The sequence below is a fragment of the Streptomonospora wellingtoniae genome, from assembly GCF_031845375.1.
Classification (GTDB): domain Bacteria; phylum Actinomycetota; class Actinomycetes; order Streptosporangiales; family Streptosporangiaceae; genus Streptomonospora; species Streptomonospora wellingtoniae.
Window position 1 is genome coordinate 66,228 of the sequence record NZ_JAVREK010000021.1, and the last position, 17,426, is coordinate 83,653.

Here is a 17,426-nt window from a genome sequence, read left to right on the forward strand (position 1 = left end):
AAAGGCAAGCTGCAGATATGGAACGCAAGGACACGGAACTCGACGAGCTCGTCCGCGAGGAGCTCGGGGACGAGCCCTCCCAGGAAGCCAAGGACTACGCGCGCGAGCTCTACGAGAAGTACCGGCTGCCCAGCACCTCTGCCGACGCCGAGGAGGACGCCTAGTTCATGGGCTTTCGCCCAGCCAGTTGCCCGACCTGCCGACTCATTCCACGACGACGGGGGTCTCCCTGAGCGGGAGGCCCTTCGTCATGCGCGGCGAGGGCACGCCCTCTCTCCACCGGGGCCGCACCCGCGGTCGCTCCGCCCGGCGGCCCCGACAGCTGATGCGGACCGCCGGGCACTCACTCGGCTGCGGCCGGTGCGCCGTCTTCGGCCTCCTCGTCCCACATCAGCTCGAACCAGACCTGCCGGCCCAGTCCGTCGGGCCGCGACTCGGCGCCCCACTTCGAGGCGAGCGCATCGACCAGATCGAGGCCGCGCCCGTGCTCGCTGACGTCGTAGGGATCGCGGTGCTGGGCCTGGGGCTGCTCCGGGCTGCCGAGGTCGCGGACCTCCACCCGGGCCCAGCCCTGTGCGAGGTCGACGGCGACCTCGAACTTTCCGCCGGGCATGCCCGAAGCGCTGTGGGTGATGGCGTTGGTGGCGAGTTCGCTGGTGAGCAGAGTCGCGGTGGTCAGTTCCGGGGAGGGCGCCATCATCCGTTCGACGAAGCGGCGCGCGTGGTGGATCTGGCTGGCGAGCCCGGGGAAGCGGCGCCGCGCGAGCGGGCCGCGGTCATCGGGTCCGGAGGGCGTTGGCGGTTGGCGCTCTTCCATGGTGTGGGCCGGTTCGGTGGACGAAGGGCTGGCGGTGCCCGCTGGGACCGGCGGGGTACGCGGGCCGGTGAGGCCGTGCGGTCCCGCCGTAGGGGTGTCGGGCATACGGGTCTCACTCCCCTGTGACGTTGTGGCGCGCCGCGCCGCGAACGTGCCGCGGTGACGTTGAGCGACGCCTTGCCGGGGGCGTTCGTGCCCGCTCGGGGTCACGACGCGTGGGAGGCACGGGCGCGAGGGGATCGCTCATCGGGTCGGTCTCGTGCGGTGTGCGGGGTCAGTGGGGCCCAACCTCACAGCCTCTGAGGTCATATCCACGGACAGAATACGCGGGTTGACTTCTCGTGAGGCAGGTGGGGGTGGTATGTCTCTCGTTACGGACCGTACCCTTACCGTCACTTGCGTGTCTGTATTGCACGGCGGTGAGGGCGTCCACGGCGATGGACCGGCTCCACGAGCGGGTAGGAGATGCGGGTATGGGCACCTTTGTCCGGTTGCTGCGCAGGCAGCCTGCGCGGGCCGGCCGCGTGTGTCCGCACCCGACCGGTGGCGCCCGTCGCCGCGCGTCCGCCTGCCGCCGTCCCGCCGCAGGCCGGTACGGGGGTGCGGGCGGGCGTCAGGTGTGCCGAGGAGTTGGCGGCCCATTCACGGCGGATTCACACCGGCGAACGACGGCTCCGCCATGGTCATGGAGGTTCGGGCACCTCCCACCTGCCCGTACCCGCACCGTTCGGGCGCGGCGTCCGCGACCGTTCCGCGCCCTGGTCGACGGTTGTCCCCGCGAGCCATAGGAGGACCCAGTGCCGCAATCCGCGCCCAATCGCCGTTCGCTGCCGCTGCTCGGGCAGGTCGGCGGAGGCCGGTCCCGCCAGACGTGCCGCTTCCGCTGCGGGGACGCCTGCTTCCACGACGCACCCAACACCAGCGACAACACGTACTTCGGCGAGGTCGCCGCGACAGCGCTCTCACGCCGGAACATGCTCCGCGCCGGCGCCGTGGGCGCCGGCGCCACCGCCGCCGCAGCCGGGCTGGGAGGTTTCGCCCCAGCTCTGGCCGACAACAGCCGCGGTCGAGGCCGCGGCAACCCCCGCCTGGGGTTCGAGGGCATTCAGCCGGGCACCGGCGACGCCGTGGAGATCCCCGCCGGCTACGAGCAGCGCGTCGTGGTCCGCTGGGGCGACCCGGTCCTGCCCGATGCGCCGGAGTTCGACTTCACCGCCCAGAGAGCCGAGGCCCAGGCCAAGCAGTTCGGCTACAACTGCGACTTCGTCGCGTTCCAGGCGCTGGGCCGCGACCGCGGGCTGCTGTGGGTCAACCACGAGTACACCAACGAGGCCCTGATGTTCGAGGGCTACACCGACGGCAACGACGCCGACCCCGAGCAGATCCGCATCGCCATGGCCGCCCACGGCGGTTCGATCGTGGAGATCCGGCGCGAGTTCGAGAGCAAGGGCCGCGGCAGAGGCAGGCGCACGGGAGGCTGGCGGCTCTCCCGCGGCCGGCGCCGCTTCAACCGCCGCATCACGGCATCCACGCCGATGGAGCTGACCGGCCCCGCAGCCGGCGCCGAGCTGCTGCGCACCGACGCCGACCCCGAGGGCACCCGCGTGCTCGGCATGCTGAACAACTGCGCCGGCGGCACGACCCCCTGGGGCACGATCCTCACCTGCGAGGAGAACTACAACCAGTACTTCGTCGGCGGCGAGAACGCCCCCGAGGACGCGAAGCCGGCGCTGGCCCGCTACGGCATCGCCACCGAGGGCGACACGCGCGCGGGCAACCGCCGCTTCGACCGGGTCGACGAGCGCTTCGACCTCTCCCGACACCCCAAGGAGGCCAACCGCTTCGGCTACGTGGTGGAGATCGACCCCTACGACCCGGACTCCACACCCAAGAAGCGCACCATGCTCGGCCGCATCAAGCACGAGGGCGCCAACATCCGCATCACCCGCGACGGCCGCGTCGCGGTCTACATGGGCGACGACGAGCGGTTCGACTACATCTACAAGTTCGTCAGCGAGCACCCTTACCGCAGGGGCTCGCGGCGCGGAAACGGCCGCGTGCTCGACTCGGGCACGCTCTACGCCGCCAAGCTGCGCGGCGACAGCCCGGAGAACGAGTTCGACGGGTCCGGCAAGCTTCCGTCCGACGGCGCGTTCGACGGCTGGGGCGAGTGGATACCGCTCGCCAGCCACAAGGAGAGCTTCGTCGAGGGCTTCACCGTCGCCGAGGTGCTGGTGCACACCCGCCTGGCCGCCGACAAGGCCGGCGCCACCAAGATGGACCGCCCCGAGGACATCGAGGCCAGCCCGGCCACCGGCAAGATCTACTGCGCGCTGACGAACAACAGTGCGCGCGAGCCCGGCCAGGCCGACGAGCCCAACCCGCGCGGCCCCAACCGCTACGGCCACATCCTGGAGATCACCGAGCGGCACAACGACGCAGCGGCAACGAGGTTCCGCTGGGACGTGCCGATCGTCTGCGGCGACCCCGAGGACCCGGCCACCTACTTCTCCGGTTTCGACAAGTCCAAGGTCACGGCGGTCTCCTCGCCGGACAACCTGACCTTCGACGAGCACGGCAACCTGTGGATCGCGACCGACGGCATGGCATGGGGCAACGACGGTCTGTTCGCCGTTCCGGTGGAGGGACGGCACAAGGGCCACCTCAAGATGTTCGCCCGGGTCCCGAACGGCGCCGAGTGCTGCGGGCCGCTGATCACCGAGGACCAGAAGACCGTGTTCATCGCACCGCAGCACCCCGGCGACGGCGGCAGCTACGCGGACCCGGAGAGCACCTGGCCCGACCACAAGGGGTTCCCGCGCCCGTCGGTGGTGTCGATCTGGCACGGCCGCGGCAAGGACATCGGTAGCTGAGCAGGACATCGGCCGCTCGCCGGGGCCCGGGGGCCGCTCGGGCCCCGGCGAGCGCACGGTCCGCGCCCGCGATGCCGCGGCGGCGGGCGCGGACACCTCGTGTGCGGTGGGATGATCGGTCCCATGGTGCGAGAGAACGACATACCCCGACTCGACGTCCCCAGCGCCGGTGTCCACCGAGCCGGCGACGACCGCTACGACGGCCGGATGCCCTACCGGCGCACGGGGCGCAGCGGTCTGCAGCTTCCCGAGGTCTCGCTCGGGCTGTGGCAGAACTTCGGCGACTCGCGGCCGCTGGAGAACCAGAGGGCCATCCTGCGGCGCGCCTTCGATCTGGGCGTCACCCACTTCGACCTGGCCAACAACTACGGTCCGCCGGCGGGCGCGGCAGAGCTGAACTTCGGCCGCATCCTGCGCGAGGACTTCCGCGCCTACCGCGACGAGATCGTCGTCTCGACCAAGGCGGGCTACGAGATGTGGCCCGGCCCCTACGGCAGCGGCGGCGGCTCCCGCAAGTACCTCCTGGCGAGCCTGGACCAGTCGCTGGCGCGCATGGGCCTGGACTACGTCGACGTCTTCTACAGCCACCGCTACGACCCCGACACTCCGCTGGAGGAGACGATGGGGGCGCTGGCGTCGGCGGTGAAGTCGGGCCGGGCGCTCTACGCCGGGATCTCCTCCTACTCCGCCGAGCGCACCGCCGAGGCGGCCGCGCTGCTGCGCGAGATGGGCGTGCCGCTGCTGATCCACCAGCCCTCCTATTCGATGGTCAACCGCTGGATCGAGGAGCAGGGACTCCTGGACGTCCTTGAGGACGCGGGGGCCGGCTGCATCGTGTTCTCGCCGCTGGCCCAGGGGCTGCTGACGGACCGCTACCTGCAGGGCGTGCCCGAGGGCTCCCGGGCCAGCCGCGCCGGGTCCTTCTCGCGGGAGTGGCTGGCCGAGGGCAACCTGGAGCTGATCCGGTCGCTGGACGCGGTGGCCCGCGGGCGCGGGCAGACGCTCGCCCAGCTGGCGATCAGCTGGGTGCTGCGCGACCCGCGGGTGACCTCGGCCCTGATCGGCGCCAGCAGTGTCGAGCAGCTGGAGGACAGCCTGGCGGCCGTGCGCGCACCGGCGCCGACCCGCGCGGAGCTCGCCGAGATCGACGCGTACGCGGTGGATCTGGACGTCAACATCTGGAGGCGCTCCAGCGATCATTGAGCGCCGCGGGAGCGGGGCTCGCCGCCGCCGCGGAGCCGCCGCGGGGCCGCGGCGGCGGCCCCGCGGCGGGCAGCCGGACGGGACGCCGCCGGCACGCTGCGACAACGCGTCCCGCGCCGCTCCCGACCGTGCCGTTGGGGCCGCGCGGCGAATTCGGCCCCTCCGCCACGAGGCGCCGGAGGGAGCGGTTACTATCCTTCCGGTGTGGGCACTGAGATGCAGGAAAGCAACTCCTGTTGCGCTTTCTTGATGCGCCGGTAACCCTGCAGTGTCTGCAAACAGCCCAAACTCGTGTGAATTCGGATCACTGACCGTGAATCGGATGTAAGTGGGATGCGGTCACCGTCGAGAGCCGACCCTCCGGCGGAACCGGGCACCCTCCCTTGCGCCGACTGCGTCTTTGTGAGTACGTCGTGACTGGGCGTGCCCGCCGGGCCGCACCGATTCACCGGGTTGTTCCGAGGCAGTCCGTCCGGGCGATGAGGTAGGGGCATCAGTTGGCGAAGTTCTTGATCAGGAGACTGCTGAGTTATCTCGTCCTGATCTTTCTGGCGTCGAGCATCGCCTATCTGATCGCTGCGACGACCCTCGACCCCCGGGGCTACTTCGAGCAGCGCCAGCCGCCGCCCAGCGACCAGGCGATCGAGAAAGAGCTGGACAAGCTCAACCTCAACGACGAGACGCCCCTGGCCGAGCGCTACGCCACCTGGATCGGCGGTGTGGTCACCGGCGACTTCGGCAGCACCATCAAGGACCAGAGCGTCAACGAGTCGATCGCCCGCAAGGCCGGGGTCTCCTTGCGCCTGATCGTGGCCGGGACGTTGATCGGCGCGACGCTGGGTGTGGCGATGGGCGCCTACTCCGCCGTGCGCCAGTACGGCAAGTTCGACAAGGCCACCACCGTCGCGGCGTTCTTCCTGCTGGCGGTGCCCGCGGTCGTCGTCGCCGTCACGCTGCAGGTCACGGCCGTGTGGATCAACGACGTCTCCGGCATGCGGTTACTCGAGTACGGCGGCGAGTACAGCGCCAACCTGCAAGCGGGCTTCTGGGGCACGCTGGCCGACCGCGTCCAGCACGCGATCCTGCCCACCCTCGCCCTGTCGCTGTCCCTGTTCGCCGCGTTCAGCCGCTACCAGCGCAACATGATGCTCGACGTGCTGGGCTCGGACTTCGTGCGCACCGCGATGGCCAAGGGCCTCACCCGGCGCGCCGCGATGATCAAGCACGCCCTGCGCACCGCGCTGATCCCCACGATCACCTACTTCACCTTCACGTTCGGCATCCTCATCGCCAACGCGACCTTCACCGAGAAGATCTTCGGCTGGCACGGCATGGGCGCATGGGTGGTGGACTCCATCGCCACGCAGGACGTCAACGCGGTCGCCGCAGTCACCTTCTTCATGGCCGTTTGCGTCATGGTCGCGTCCTTCCTGTCCGACGTGCTCTACGCGTGGCTGGACCCGCGGGTACGGGTGAGCTGACATGAGCCGCTCCCGCCCGCCGGCCGGCCCCGCGCCGACCCGGCCCCGCCCGTCCCCGCTCACCGTGTTGGAGAACACCCCATGAGCCTGTCCGCCGAGCGCGAGGCGATCACGACCGAGGCCGCCGCGGAGATCTCCGGCCGGTGGTCCTCGCTGGCCAAGGAGCTGCTCGCCACCAGGCGCGTGGTCATCGGGCTCGCGATCATCCTCGGACTGATCGCCGCCGCATGGATCGGCCCGATGCTCAGCCCGTGGGGGTTCGGCGAGCGCGACTTTACTGCCTTCCGCAGCCCTCCCAGCGCCGACCACTGGTTCGGCACCGGCAACACCGGCCGCGACATCTTCCACATGACGATGGTCGGGCTGCAGAAGTCCATCCTCATCGGACTCTGCGCCGCACTGTTCACCACGGTGATCGCCGCCCTCGTGGGCGCGTTCGCCGGCTACTACCTGGGCATCACCGACCGCGCGCTGATGTGGGTGACCGACCTCTTCCTGGTCCTGCCGCAGTTCTTGATCCTGGCGATCCTCTACCCGGTGCTGCGCGACAGCGGCTGGCTGATCTTCGTCCTGCTGCTGGGCTGCCTCATGTGGATGGTCACAGCGAAGATGGTGCGCGGCATGACGATCTCCCTCAAGGAGCGCGAGTACGTGCTGGCCGCGCGCTACATGGGCGTCAGTCACGGGCGGATCATCCTGCGCCACATCCTGCCGAACATGTCCTCGCTGCTGATCGTGGACGCAACCATCAACGTCAGCTCCGCAATCATCCTGGAGACCGCGCTGTCCTACTTCGGATTCGGCATCCAGCCGCCCGACGTCACCCTCGGCTCGCTGATCGCCGAGGGCTCGCGCCAGGCCCTGGCCTTCCCGTGGACGTTCTGGTTCTGCACCGGCCTGCTCATCGTGCTCGTACTGGCCGTGAACCTCATCGGCGACGGCCTGCGCGACGCGCTGGACCCGCACTCCAAGAGCAGGACCTAAGAGGGGGATCGAACCGCCATGACCGCAACCAGCGGAACCGCCGCTGAGCAGGAGCAGACCGGCGCGGCCCCCGAGGGCGGGGAAGCCCGGCCACCCGTCCTCGAGGTCCGCGACCTGGAGGTGTCCTTCCCCGGAGGCCGGGGCAACGCCGACGTCACCGCGGTGCGCGGTGTCAGCTACGAGGTGCGGCGCGGCGAGATCCTCGGCATCGTCGGGGAGTCCGGATCGGGCAAGTCCGTCTCCTCGCTGGCCGCGATCGGGCTGCTGCCCGACTACGCGCGGGTGCGCGGATCCATCCGGTTGCACGGTGAGGAGCTCCTCGGCCTCGACGACCGCACCATGGCGGGCAAGCGCGGCCGCGCCATCTCCATGGTCTTCCAGGACCCGCTGTCGGGACTGACGCCCGTCTACACGGTCGGTGACCAGGTCGCCGAGGCGGTGCGGGTGCACAACCCGAAGACCTCGCGGGCGGAGGCCCAGAAGCGCGCCGCCGAGCTGCTCACCCTGGTGGGAATCCCCGACGCCGAGCGCCGCCGGCGGGCCTTCCCGCACGAGTTCTCCGGCGGCATGCGCCAGCGCGTCATGATCGCGATCGCGATCGCCAACGACCCCGACGTCATCATCTGCGACGAGCCCACCACCGCGCTGGACGTCACCATCCAGGCCCAGATCCTGGAGGTGCTCAAGGCCGCCCAGCGCGAGACCGGCGCCGCGATCGTCATGATCACCCACGACCTCGGCGTGGTCGCCGGTCTCGTGGACCGGGTCCAGGTGATGTATGCGGGCCGGCTCGTCGAGACCGGCTCGGTCGACGACGTCTACTACCGCACCCGCATGCCCTACACCATGGGCCTGCTGGGCTCCGTCCCGCGCCTGGACCGGGACGGCAAGACCCCGCTGATCCCGATCAAGGGAAACCCGCCCAGCCTCACCGACATGCCGCCCGGCTGCCCCTTCGCTCCGCGATGCCCGATCGCCACGAGCGAGTGCGACGCCGGGGAGCCGCCGCTGGAGCAGGTCGGGGGAGCGGGCCACAGCGCCGCGTGCATCCGCGCGAGCGAGATCGAGGCGAACGCGTGGACGGCTCGCGACGTCTATCCGGTCGGCGAGATCGCGGAGAACCCGGTGGCGCAGCTGCCGCGCGAGGACCGCGGGACCGTGCTGCGCGTGGAGGACCTGGCCAAGCACCATCCGCTGATGCGCGGCGCGCTGTTCAAGCGGCGGGTGGGTACCGTCTACGCCGTCGACGGCATCAGCTTCGACATCCGCGAAGGCGAAACCCTGGGCCTCGTGGGAGAGTCCGGCTGCGGCAAGTCCAGCACGCTGATGGAGATCCTCAGCCTGGACGCGCCGCAGCAGGGCGGGGTGGAAGTCCTCGGCAAGCATTCGGGGAAGGTCTCCACCCGCGAGCGCATGGACGTGCGCCGCGACGTCCAGGTCGTCTTCCAGGACCCGATGAGCTCGCTGGACCCGCGCATGCGGGTGTTCGAGATCATCGCCGAGCCGCTGCGCACCCACGGCTACTCCAAGGAGCGCATCCGCTCGCGCGTACTCGAGCTGATGGAGCTGGTCGGACTGGACACCGCGGCCGTGACCCGCGCGCCCGCGGAGTTCTCCGGCGGGCAGCGGCAGCGCATCGGCATCGCCCGCGCATTGGCGCTGGAGCCGAAGCTGCTGGTGCTGGACGAGCCCGTCTCCGCGCTGGACGTGTCCATCCAGGCCGGCGTGGTGAACCTGCTGGAGGAGCTCAAGGCGCGGCTCGGGCTCTCCTACCTGTTCGTGGCGCACGACCTCTCGGTGGTGCGCCACATCGCCGACCGGGTGGCGGTGATGTATCTCGGCAAGATCGTCGAGATCGGTGATGTGCAGTCGATCTACCGGCGGCCTACGCACCCCTACACCAAGGCGCTGCTGTCGGCCATCCCGCTGCCCGACCCCGAGAAGGAGCGGCGGCGCGAGCACGTCGTGCTCCAAGGCGATCTGCCCAACCCCGCCGACCCTCCGTCCGGTTGCCGCTTCCGCACCCGGTGCCAGAAGTTCGCCGTCCTCGGCGAGGACGAGCGCTCCGCGTGCCGGGAACGGGAGCCGGAACTGCGCAACCGCGTCGAAGGGGCGGCCGACCAGGCCGCTGCCTGCCACTACGCGGACACGGAGGCGGTCCTGTGACCGCTTGTTCGCCCCACCCCGCCGGATCCCCCGATTAACAGAGCAGTGAGGAGATTCCCCGTGCGAATCAGACGCGCCGTCAAGGTCGGCGCCCCGCTCGCGGCCCTGGCCCTGATGGCCGGCGCCTGCGGCGGAGGCGGTGACGAGGGGAGCGAGAACAAGGAGACCCTCGCCGACATCCCCGCAATCGACATCAACGAGACCGACCGCTCCGAGCTGAAGGACGGCGGGACGTTCGTCTGGGGCATCAACTCCTTCCCGCCGCAGTTCCAGGTGTTCCACACGCAGGGCAACGAGGCCCATGGAGCGTCCATCGTCAACGGGGTCATGCCCCGGGCCCACTACTACGACGAGAAGGGCCAGCCGCACCCGGACGAGGACTTCGTCCTCTCCAGCGAGGCCAGCGACGACGGCTCCACGGTGACCTTCGAGCTGAACCCCGACGCGAAGTGGTCCACCGGCGACCCGATCACCTGGAAGGACTACGCCGCCCAGGTCGAGACCGTCGGCGCCCACCGGGACAACGCCGAGAAGTTCGACATCGGCGACACCACCGGCTACGAGCGCATCGGCGAGGTCGAGAAGGGCAAGGACGAGTTCGAGGTGATCTTCCACTTCGACACGCCCTTCTCCGAGTGGCCGCGCCTCTTCGACGCCCTGTACCCCGCCAAGTACATGAAGGACCCGAAGAAGTTCAACGAGGCCTACAAGGACGAGATCCCCGTCACGGCGGGCCCGTTCGGCGACGTCGAGGTCGACAAGACCTCCGAGAGCGTCACCCTCAATCGCAACGACGACTGGTGGGGCGACCCGGCGAAGCTGGACTCGATCGTCGTCCGGGCCTACGAGCCCGACGCGCTCGGCCAGGTGATGAACAACGGCGAGATCGACGGGTTCTACCTCGGATACGACGCCGCGGCCTACGACCAGCTCAAGGACGCCGACGGCGTCCGGCTGACCAAGGCCATCGACAACGCCTACCGGCACTTGACCTTCAACGGCGGCGAGGACCGCGTCACCTCCGACGTCGAGGTGCGCAACGCTCTGGTGCACGCCATCGACCGGGCGCAGATGGCCAAGGCGACGCTGAGCGGCGTCAACTGGACCACCGACCCGACGGCGAACCGCCTGCTGCGCTCCACCCAGACCGGGTTCCAGGACAACAGCGAGGGCTACGGCGAGTACGACCCCGAAAAGGCCGCCAAGATGCTGGACGACGCCGGCTGGACCCGCGAGTCCGACGACGCGGTCCGCACCAAGGACGGCGAGAAGCTCCAGCTGCAGTGGGTGATCCCCAGCGGCCTGCAGAACACCGCCGACGAGGCCGAGATCGCCAAGGCCCAGCTCAAGGAGATCGGCGTCGGCGTCAAGGTCGAGACCGTGCCCACGAACGTGTTCTTCTCCGAGTACATCGTTCCGGGCAACTACGACGCGACGACCTTCGTCTACTCCAGCACCAACCCCTACGCCGGGTACTCCGCGGAGAACTTCATCGGCCCGGTCGGCGAGGACGAGAACGGCAATCCCACCTGGGGCAACAACCTGCACAACTTCAGCACCGACGAGATCAACACGGCCTTCGACGACCTCTCGAAGATCACCGATCCCAAGGAGTATGCGGCCAAGGCCAACGAGATCGACAAGATGCTCTGGGAGCAGAGCATGGCGGTGCCGCTCTTCCAGCGGCCCGGCATCTACGCGGTCGACCCCGAGATGGCCAACTGGGGCGCTCGCGGGCTCGCCTCCGTCGACTACGAGAGCATGGGCTACACCAAGTAGCCGGTAGCCGGTAGCCGGTAGCCGGGCCGGCGGTGGCCCTCCGGCACCCGGGCGCTGCCCCCGACCATCCGATGGTCGGGGGCAGCGCCGTGTGCGGCCGCGGCTCCGCGGGGGAGGGGAGGGCGGAATCGGATGTCGGCGGTCGAAAGACCGGGCAGGTTCCGAAGGCCCGGGGGTTGCGGAGGATCCGGGGGCAGGGGAGCCTGCCGATCTTCGCCGGGTTGGGTCTAGACTCGGGGCCGCCGCACCGCGCCCCCGCACGGCGGGTGACCCCTGGGCGGGACGGCCGCGGCCCTCGGCGGCGGTTCCGGTCGGGCCGCGGACCGCGGCCCGGAGAGCGACCGGGGCGAGCTGCGGCGCGTCCCGGCAGCGGCCTCGGGGCGGCGACGGGGTCACCGGACACCGGGCAGAGCAACACGAGTCGGCGGATCGGCGGAGAGGCGATGGTGGAGTTCATCCGGGCGTGGGTCATCGGTGCGGTGGCGTGGTTCATGCTGACCAACGTCGGGTCGCTCGTCTTCCAGCTGCTCGCCCCCGCCGAGCACGTCGGCAGTTTCGGCTGGGCGCTACTGTGGCTGGGCGCGATCGGCTTCGCCGCCTACTTCCTGTCCGTCGTCGCCTCCGCCCTGGTCCACCGAGCCCCCGACCGCCACCGGTTCGGCCGCAATGCGCTCGCGGTCCTCGCCGCGCCCGTGGTGGGCACGGCCGTCGACACGGCTCGGCTGCTCACCGGATCGGGGGTCAACTGGACGCTCTACCTCAGCTGGACGGCCGTCGCACTGGCGGGCGCGACGACCGCCTTTCTGCTGATGCGCCGCGTGCAGACCCCGGCCGTGGTCGAGTCGGCCACCGGTAGCCGCGTCCGCGTCCCCCGCACGTACTGGGACCGCACCGAGCCAGGCGAGCGCGAGGGCGCGGTCGAGGAGACCGGGAGCAAGGACACCGGGGCCGAGGAGAGCAGGGTCACCTCGGCTGTGGGAGAGGGAGAAGCAGCCGGCGCCCCGGAGGCCGACACCGAAGTCACGGCCGACGCGGACGCACACGCCGACGGAGTCCGAGGCGAGACCGACCGCGCGGGCTCGTAGTGGGCGACCGGCACCGACGGAGTGCGGCGGACGAGCGGGCGCCCGCGGCCGCCGCGTGCGCCGGATCCCGACGGCGTCGACGGACCGCCGTCACAGCTCCTTGACCCGCATCTCGTATGCCGGGTCCGGCTCGAATCCGCCTTTGGCCGCCTGGTCGGCGACCCTGCGGGCCTCGGCACGCGCGGCGTCGGCGGGCGCCCCGGTGAGGCCGGTGTGTTCGAGGCACCACTCCACCCACTCGGGCATCAGGGCCAGGATTCCGGGCACGTGCTCCGGCCAGTAGGCGTCGCCGATCAGGTTGGCGCTGTGCCGGATTCGATGGGGCGAGCTGGAGTACAGCTGCGGCGGCATGCAGTCGACCGTCCCCCACTCCTCGCGAAGCGTGACGGCTTCGTCGATGTCCGGCGCGTCGCCGTTGCGGCGGGCATACCAGGAACGGAAGTCCTCCACCGAATCGTCCTCGCCGCCGTACCCGCGCGGCGGCGCCCCGAAGTCCCAGTCGAACTCGGTCACCACCTCTTGGGCTCGGCGCGCAGCCCGGAACTGCTCGACCACCAGGTTGCGGGGCTCGAATCCGAGGCGCATGCCGTTCAGCATGGAGTTGTCCGCGGCGAGAAGCAGATACCGGTGGAGCTCCCCCGGCGCGCACTGGCGCGGCTCGGCGTCGTCGGGCGCGCTGGCGCCCACTGTGCTGCGCCACTCGGCGACGGCGTCCTCCATCGAGTCGGCCGCACCCGCGCCGACCAGGTGGTCCTGGAAGCAGAGGTCGAGGTCCCAGTAGTACCAGTGGGGATCGCGGCGCTCGGGGCCGAAGGCGAAGGGAGCCAGAAGGGCGACCCGGCTCCCGTACGCATCCTGCAGCACGCGGGGTCGATCGGTGGGCACCGGACTCAGTTGCGCCTCGGCGCGGGCGGAGGAGGCGCCCCGGCCGAGGAGTGGGTCGCCGGCTTTGCGCAGGGCGTCGGCCGCGATTCGGACGGCGTTCTTCTTCCGCGGTCCGTTGGTGTGAAGGGCGCAACTCGCGATTCCGCGAAGCAGGTGCCGCGCTGCATCCGATTCGGCGTCCCTGGAGGCGAGCGCGCGGGCGGCGGCCCTGGCCAGTCCGCTCATCCAGCCGAGGGAATCGTCGTCGAACCCGGTCACGTCGGTGTAATGGGCGTCGTCCTGGCTCTCGTGGAAACTGTCCCGACCGTGCACGTACTTCTCGAACCCGTCGTCGGCCTCCTGGAGGGCATCCCAGTAGACGCCGCCGACGAGTTCGCAGGTGAGAGAGTCGAGTGCGAGCGGTCCGGCGGACGCATCGATCGCCCGGGCCCGCTCCAGCACGCGACGGTGCGTTTCCTCCCAGCCCGCGCCGGGCTCGCCCTGCATCGCGGCCGGGTCGGCCATTGCCGCGGAGATGTCGTCGTCGTAGGTGCCGGGCAAGGGCAACCCGTCCCTGAACGCCTCCGGTGGGAGTTGGCGAATCGCGCGGTCCGCCAGTTGTTCGGAGCGTTTCTGCGGATTGCCGCTCAGCTGGGCGCCGCCCCGCTTCTTGGTGTTCTTGCTGCGCTTCTTGGCCATGCAGTCAGCCTAGGGAATGCGCGGGTGCTCGTGTCACCCGGTCGGTCGACCTGCGGGCGGGCCGATCCGGCGGGGGCGAGAAGGACCGCGGGGCGGTTCCCGGTGCGCCACCCCGTTGATCTTGTAGCTATCGTGAAGGAAAACGATTTCCAGTGACGATAGCTACAAGATCAACGGTGATAGCCCGACGGCAGGGCGTGGGCTACTCCAGTCGCTTGCCGGTGACGAACGATCCCCTCGGTCCGCCGGTTCGCCGGCGTCGGCGGGGCCGAACACCGTGTCGAGCATCGGCCGCCCCTCGCTCGGCGCCCGGACCTCCAGTACGACCGAGTCGTGTGCGAAGTGAAGCGCGAAGGAGAAGAAGGCGCAGCAGCGCTGTTCGGCGGCGGCGAGGTCGGCGACCTGGCCCGCGCGCTCCGCCGGGAGCTCCGCCCGCAAGCCGCCCTCGACCTCTTCGCGCCGTGCGTCGGCCAGCGCCGCGCGCCACCGGCCGATCCGCTCCGCCACCGCGTCGGCGGACTCCAGTGAACAGCCCGCCGACGAGTCGCTTCCACTCGGGTCGGAGTCGGCCCGCCGCGGGCCGGCCGGGCCGGGCGGGGCGCTGTGGTCGGTCACGTCGATCAGCTCGCAAGCGGCGCCGCACGGACCCGGGTCGTCGGGCAGCGCGTCGAGCCGGACGAGGGCTCCGCGCAGCGAGTCGGCGAAGGCCGCCAGCTCCACCGCCTGGCTCCGGGCCGCGGCCAGCCGTGCTGCGAGACTCGTCCGCAGAGACGACTTGACCTGTGTGCAGGCGCCGCTCCACCAGACGTCGCGGAGTCGGGCGATCTCCTCCAGCGGCAGGCCCAGCCGCTTGGCCGTGATGATCAGCCGCAGGCGTTCCAGATCGGCGGCGTCGTAGACGCGGTAACCGGACCGGGTGCGCCGAGCGGGCAGGATGCCGCGCTCGTCGTAGTAGCGCAGAGTCGACGCGGCGACGCCGGTGCGCTCGGCCAGCTGGGATATGAGCATGGTCTCCACACTCGCGACGGTAGACCTTCGAGTCGGCCTCAAGGTCAAGCCGCCCTCACGGTTTTCGGAGCCGACGCCTCCGCGCGGTGCGCGCGCGGAGCGCACCGGCCAGAGCGCTGCCTGACACCGTCCCGGCGGCGATTGCGGCGACAGCCGTGGCCAGGGTGATCATGTCGGCCGCCGAGGCGCCGGAGGGGTGGGGGATGTGGGCCACCCCCTCCAGCGGCACGCCGACGGCGGGCAGCGACCACACGGCGGCGCCGCGACGGCCGCGGCCGTCGCGGCGCGAGCGGGGATGGGCCGCGTCTGCGGCGAGGGCGACCAGCAGGTAACCGGTCAGCGTGGTGACACCGACCCATCCCAGCCTGAGTGGGAGGACGTCGAATGCCCCGAGCGGCAGCAGCCCCAGGTGCAGCAGCGTTCCGGAGACGGCCCAGACGAGCCACACGGCGGCACCGGCCGCCCAGGCGCGGAGGAGGTCCATGCGTTCCCTGCCTTTCATGGGGGAGTTCGGAGCCGCGAGCGCGGCGCGGTCGCACGGCATCGGTCCTCACCACGCGCATTCCTCGTACGGGACGAGCTCGCGGCGCCCGTCCGGGCCGGGTGCCGCCAGGTAGCGCGCACCGGTGGCCGTGTGCGTCACCGACTCCCATCCCGTGGCGCCGCCGAACGACAGACCGTTCAGCGTGGCGTCGGCGCCGAACTCCCGTCCGGCGGACCGGCGGGCGTAGGCGACTGTGCTGTACGTGGCCTCGCGGTGCAGCAGGCGGTCGAACTCGCTGATCTCTTGGCTGCGCGCCGCCTTCGGCGACGCCGCGTCCTTCGGGCGCCCCGTGGTCGCCAGGAACGTCAGCGCCGTCAGTGCTTCGCGTCCGGCGAGCCAGCTGCGGACCGTCGCGCGGTTCGCGTCGGTCACCTGCAGACGGGCCGTTCCGACGACGCGCACGCCGCCGTCGTCGGCGTTCACCGTCTCGACGGCGACCTCTGCGAGCTCGCCCGTGCGGCGGTCGCGGGTGGTCGTCACCGAGGCTCGGGTGAGGCGGTCGCGGGCTTCACGCGGCCGCCCGAGCGACGACGCGGGCATGAGCGGGCCCACCCGGCCGGACTCGGCGAACTGGAACCCGACCGTCCGGGACACGGTGCCCCGCCGCTCGTCGACGGCCTCGGTCAGCGACGCTTCTCCTTCGGCCCCGGCCGAAACCAGGTACAGCAGTCCGAGGTCGCTGGAGACCCGGTCGTCCCCGGTCCCGAGCGCGGGGGCGGCTCGGCCCGAGCGCGGGGTGTCGGCCGTCGCATCGCCGGGGGCAGCGGGGCGGCCGTTCGCCCCGCCCGACCGCCGCCCGGCCTGGCTGCCGGAGGACCGGCCCCGGCCTCCGACGCCCAGATTCGCGCCCGCCTCGCCCGCCAGATGCAGTCCCGCGTTCAACGACACCTGGCGGCGGTCCGGCGGCGGCAGGGTGCCCGCGGTCGGCGAACCGAACAGGTCGCCGACGGCCCCGACGATCCGGGCCCCCAGGGCGTCGAACGCGCCGCTGTCGCTGCTCAGGCTTTCCAGGTGCTCAGAGCGGGCGACCCGCTCGCGGAAGCGGTCGGCCGCGCGCTTGGTGGCAAACGTCCAGACGTGTGTCGCTGCGGCGCCGCCGTGCGCGCCGGCTCCCACCCCGGCCCGGGCCTCGGCGAGCGGACCCAGTTCGGCACCCCAGTGCAGCGGGTTGGGTGCGTCCGCGGTGGCATGCAGGCCGCGGGTCAGCGAGACCTCTGCGGATCCGTCGGAGCTGACGCGCTCGCCGATGCGCACGCTGCCGCTGGAACCTGCCGCGACCGAGACGCCCACCGAGGCGCTGAGCCGGTGCTCGTCGGTCGCGCAGCGCTCCGGCAGAAGGTCGTCGGCGCGGTCGGTGCCGTCCGGGCACGCGCCGATGTCCAGCGCGGTGCAGACGGCCCGGCGCACCTCGGCCAGGAGCCGCTGGCCGTTGTCGGTGGCGCCGAACAGGGCGACACCCAGGGTGCAGGCAAGGAGGACGACGCCCGCATGCTCCAGGACGGCCGCCCCGCGGTCGCCAGTGGGTCGGAGGCGGCGGCAGGGGAGTGGACGGGGGCGCGGGCGGGTTCGGGGCGCCGGGACTCCCGCAGCGAAGGCGGGCGGGCACGGGGTCGAGGGAGCGGGCACACGGGTGCGCACGCGAGCGGACGAGGGGCGCGGACGGTGGCGCGGTCGGCGGCACGGTCGGGCAGCCATGTCGGCCTCACAGCAGGGAGGTATGGGAACAAAGGAGGCGCGATGCGGGGCTGGGCGGGCGTCGTCCGTGCGCGGGAGGCGGCGCCACCACCACTGGGGCGGTGTGCGGCGGCGTTCGGCAGGGGCACGGGGCGAGCGATGCGGCACCCGGGCGCGGATGCGGTCGGGCGGATCGGCGGTGGAAGGGGGAAGGGGGAAGCGGCTCGGTTGCGCGCGTCGTTCGGGAGC

General features: G+C 71.3%; 13 protein-coding genes. 8 read left to right on the top strand and 5 right to left on the bottom strand.

The annotated features are described in order from the left end of the window. The first annotated feature begins 17 nt into the window (after positions 1-17). On the top strand, positions 18-164 hold the full coding sequence (locus RM446_RS18435; protein WP_311546589.1) for a hypothetical protein: 147 nt from the start codon (positions 18-20) through the stop codon (positions 162-164). A gap of 179 nt (positions 165-343) precedes the next feature. Here RM446_RS18435 and RM446_RS18440 read toward each other — a convergent pair whose 3' ends face one another. Then, on the bottom strand, positions 344-817 hold the full coding sequence (locus RM446_RS18440) for an ATP-binding protein (protein ID WP_311546632.1): 474 nt from the start codon (positions 815-817) through the stop codon (positions 344-346). Positions 818-1,614: 797 nt separating this feature from the next. Between RM446_RS18440 and RM446_RS18445 the strand changes: the two genes are divergently transcribed. From RM446_RS18445 to RM446_RS18475, 7 genes are all read left to right on the top strand, one after another. Beyond that, positions 1,615-3,690 carry a PhoX family protein gene (locus tag RM446_RS18445; RefSeq protein ID WP_311546590.1) on the top strand — a complete coding sequence of 692 codons (2,076 nt, stop codon included), beginning with the start codon at positions 1,615-1,617 and terminating at the stop codon, positions 3,688-3,690. A gap of 123 nt (positions 3,691-3,813) precedes the next feature. Further along, complete coding sequence (gene mgrA / locus RM446_RS18450; protein WP_311546591.1) at positions 3,814-4,893, top strand: L-glyceraldehyde 3-phosphate reductase; 1,080 nt, start codon at positions 3,814-3,816, stop codon at positions 4,891-4,893. 497 nt (positions 4,894-5,390) lie between these two features. Continuing rightward, entirely contained in the window at positions 5,391-6,374 is a 984-nt protein-coding gene (locus RM446_RS18455; RefSeq protein ID WP_311546592.1) for an ABC transporter permease, read from the top strand. A gap of 81 nt (positions 6,375-6,455) precedes the next feature. Further along, entirely contained in the window at positions 6,456-7,358 is a 903-nt protein-coding gene (locus tag RM446_RS18460; RefSeq protein WP_311546593.1) for an ABC transporter permease, read from the top strand. Between the two features lie 18 nt (positions 7,359-7,376). Continuing rightward, positions 7,377-9,524 carry an ABC transporter ATP-binding protein gene (locus tag RM446_RS18465; protein WP_311546594.1) on the top strand — a complete coding sequence of 716 codons (2,148 nt, stop codon included), beginning with the start codon at positions 7,377-7,379 and terminating at the stop codon, positions 9,522-9,524. Between the two features lie 60 nt (positions 9,525-9,584). Next, on the top strand, positions 9,585-11,303 hold the full coding sequence (locus RM446_RS18470) for an ABC transporter family substrate-binding protein (RefSeq protein WP_311546595.1): 1,719 nt from the start codon (positions 9,585-9,587) through the stop codon (positions 11,301-11,303). A 443-nt stretch (positions 11,304-11,746) separates the two neighbouring features. Then, on the top strand, positions 11,747-12,388 hold the full coding sequence (locus tag RM446_RS18475; RefSeq protein ID WP_311546596.1) for a hypothetical protein: 642 nt from the start codon (positions 11,747-11,749) through the stop codon (positions 12,386-12,388). A 90-nt stretch (positions 12,389-12,478) separates the two neighbouring features. Here the strand turns inward: RM446_RS18475 and RM446_RS18480 are convergent, their stop codons facing one another. The 4 genes from RM446_RS18480 to RM446_RS18495 all read right to left on the bottom strand — a co-directional run bounded on the left by RM446_RS18480 (position 12,479) and on the right by RM446_RS18495 (position 17,141). Continuing rightward, positions 12,479-13,951: a hypothetical protein gene (locus RM446_RS18480; protein WP_311546597.1), complete on the bottom strand. Its 1,473-nt coding sequence runs from the start codon at positions 13,949-13,951 to the stop codon at positions 12,479-12,481. A gap of 162 nt (positions 13,952-14,113) precedes the next feature. Next, complete coding sequence (locus RM446_RS18485; RefSeq protein WP_311546633.1) at positions 14,114-14,959, bottom strand: MerR family transcriptional regulator; 846 nt, start codon at positions 14,957-14,959, stop codon at positions 14,114-14,116. A gap of 55 nt (positions 14,960-15,014) precedes the next feature. Continuing rightward, entirely contained in the window at positions 15,015-15,443 is a 429-nt protein-coding gene (locus RM446_RS18490) for a hypothetical protein (protein ID WP_311546598.1), read from the bottom strand. 66 nt (positions 15,444-15,509) lie between these two features. After that, positions 15,510-17,141: a hypothetical protein gene (locus tag RM446_RS18495; protein WP_311546599.1), complete on the bottom strand. Its 1,632-nt coding sequence runs from the start codon at positions 17,139-17,141 to the stop codon at positions 15,510-15,512. Positions 17,142-17,426 lie beyond the last annotated feature (285 nt).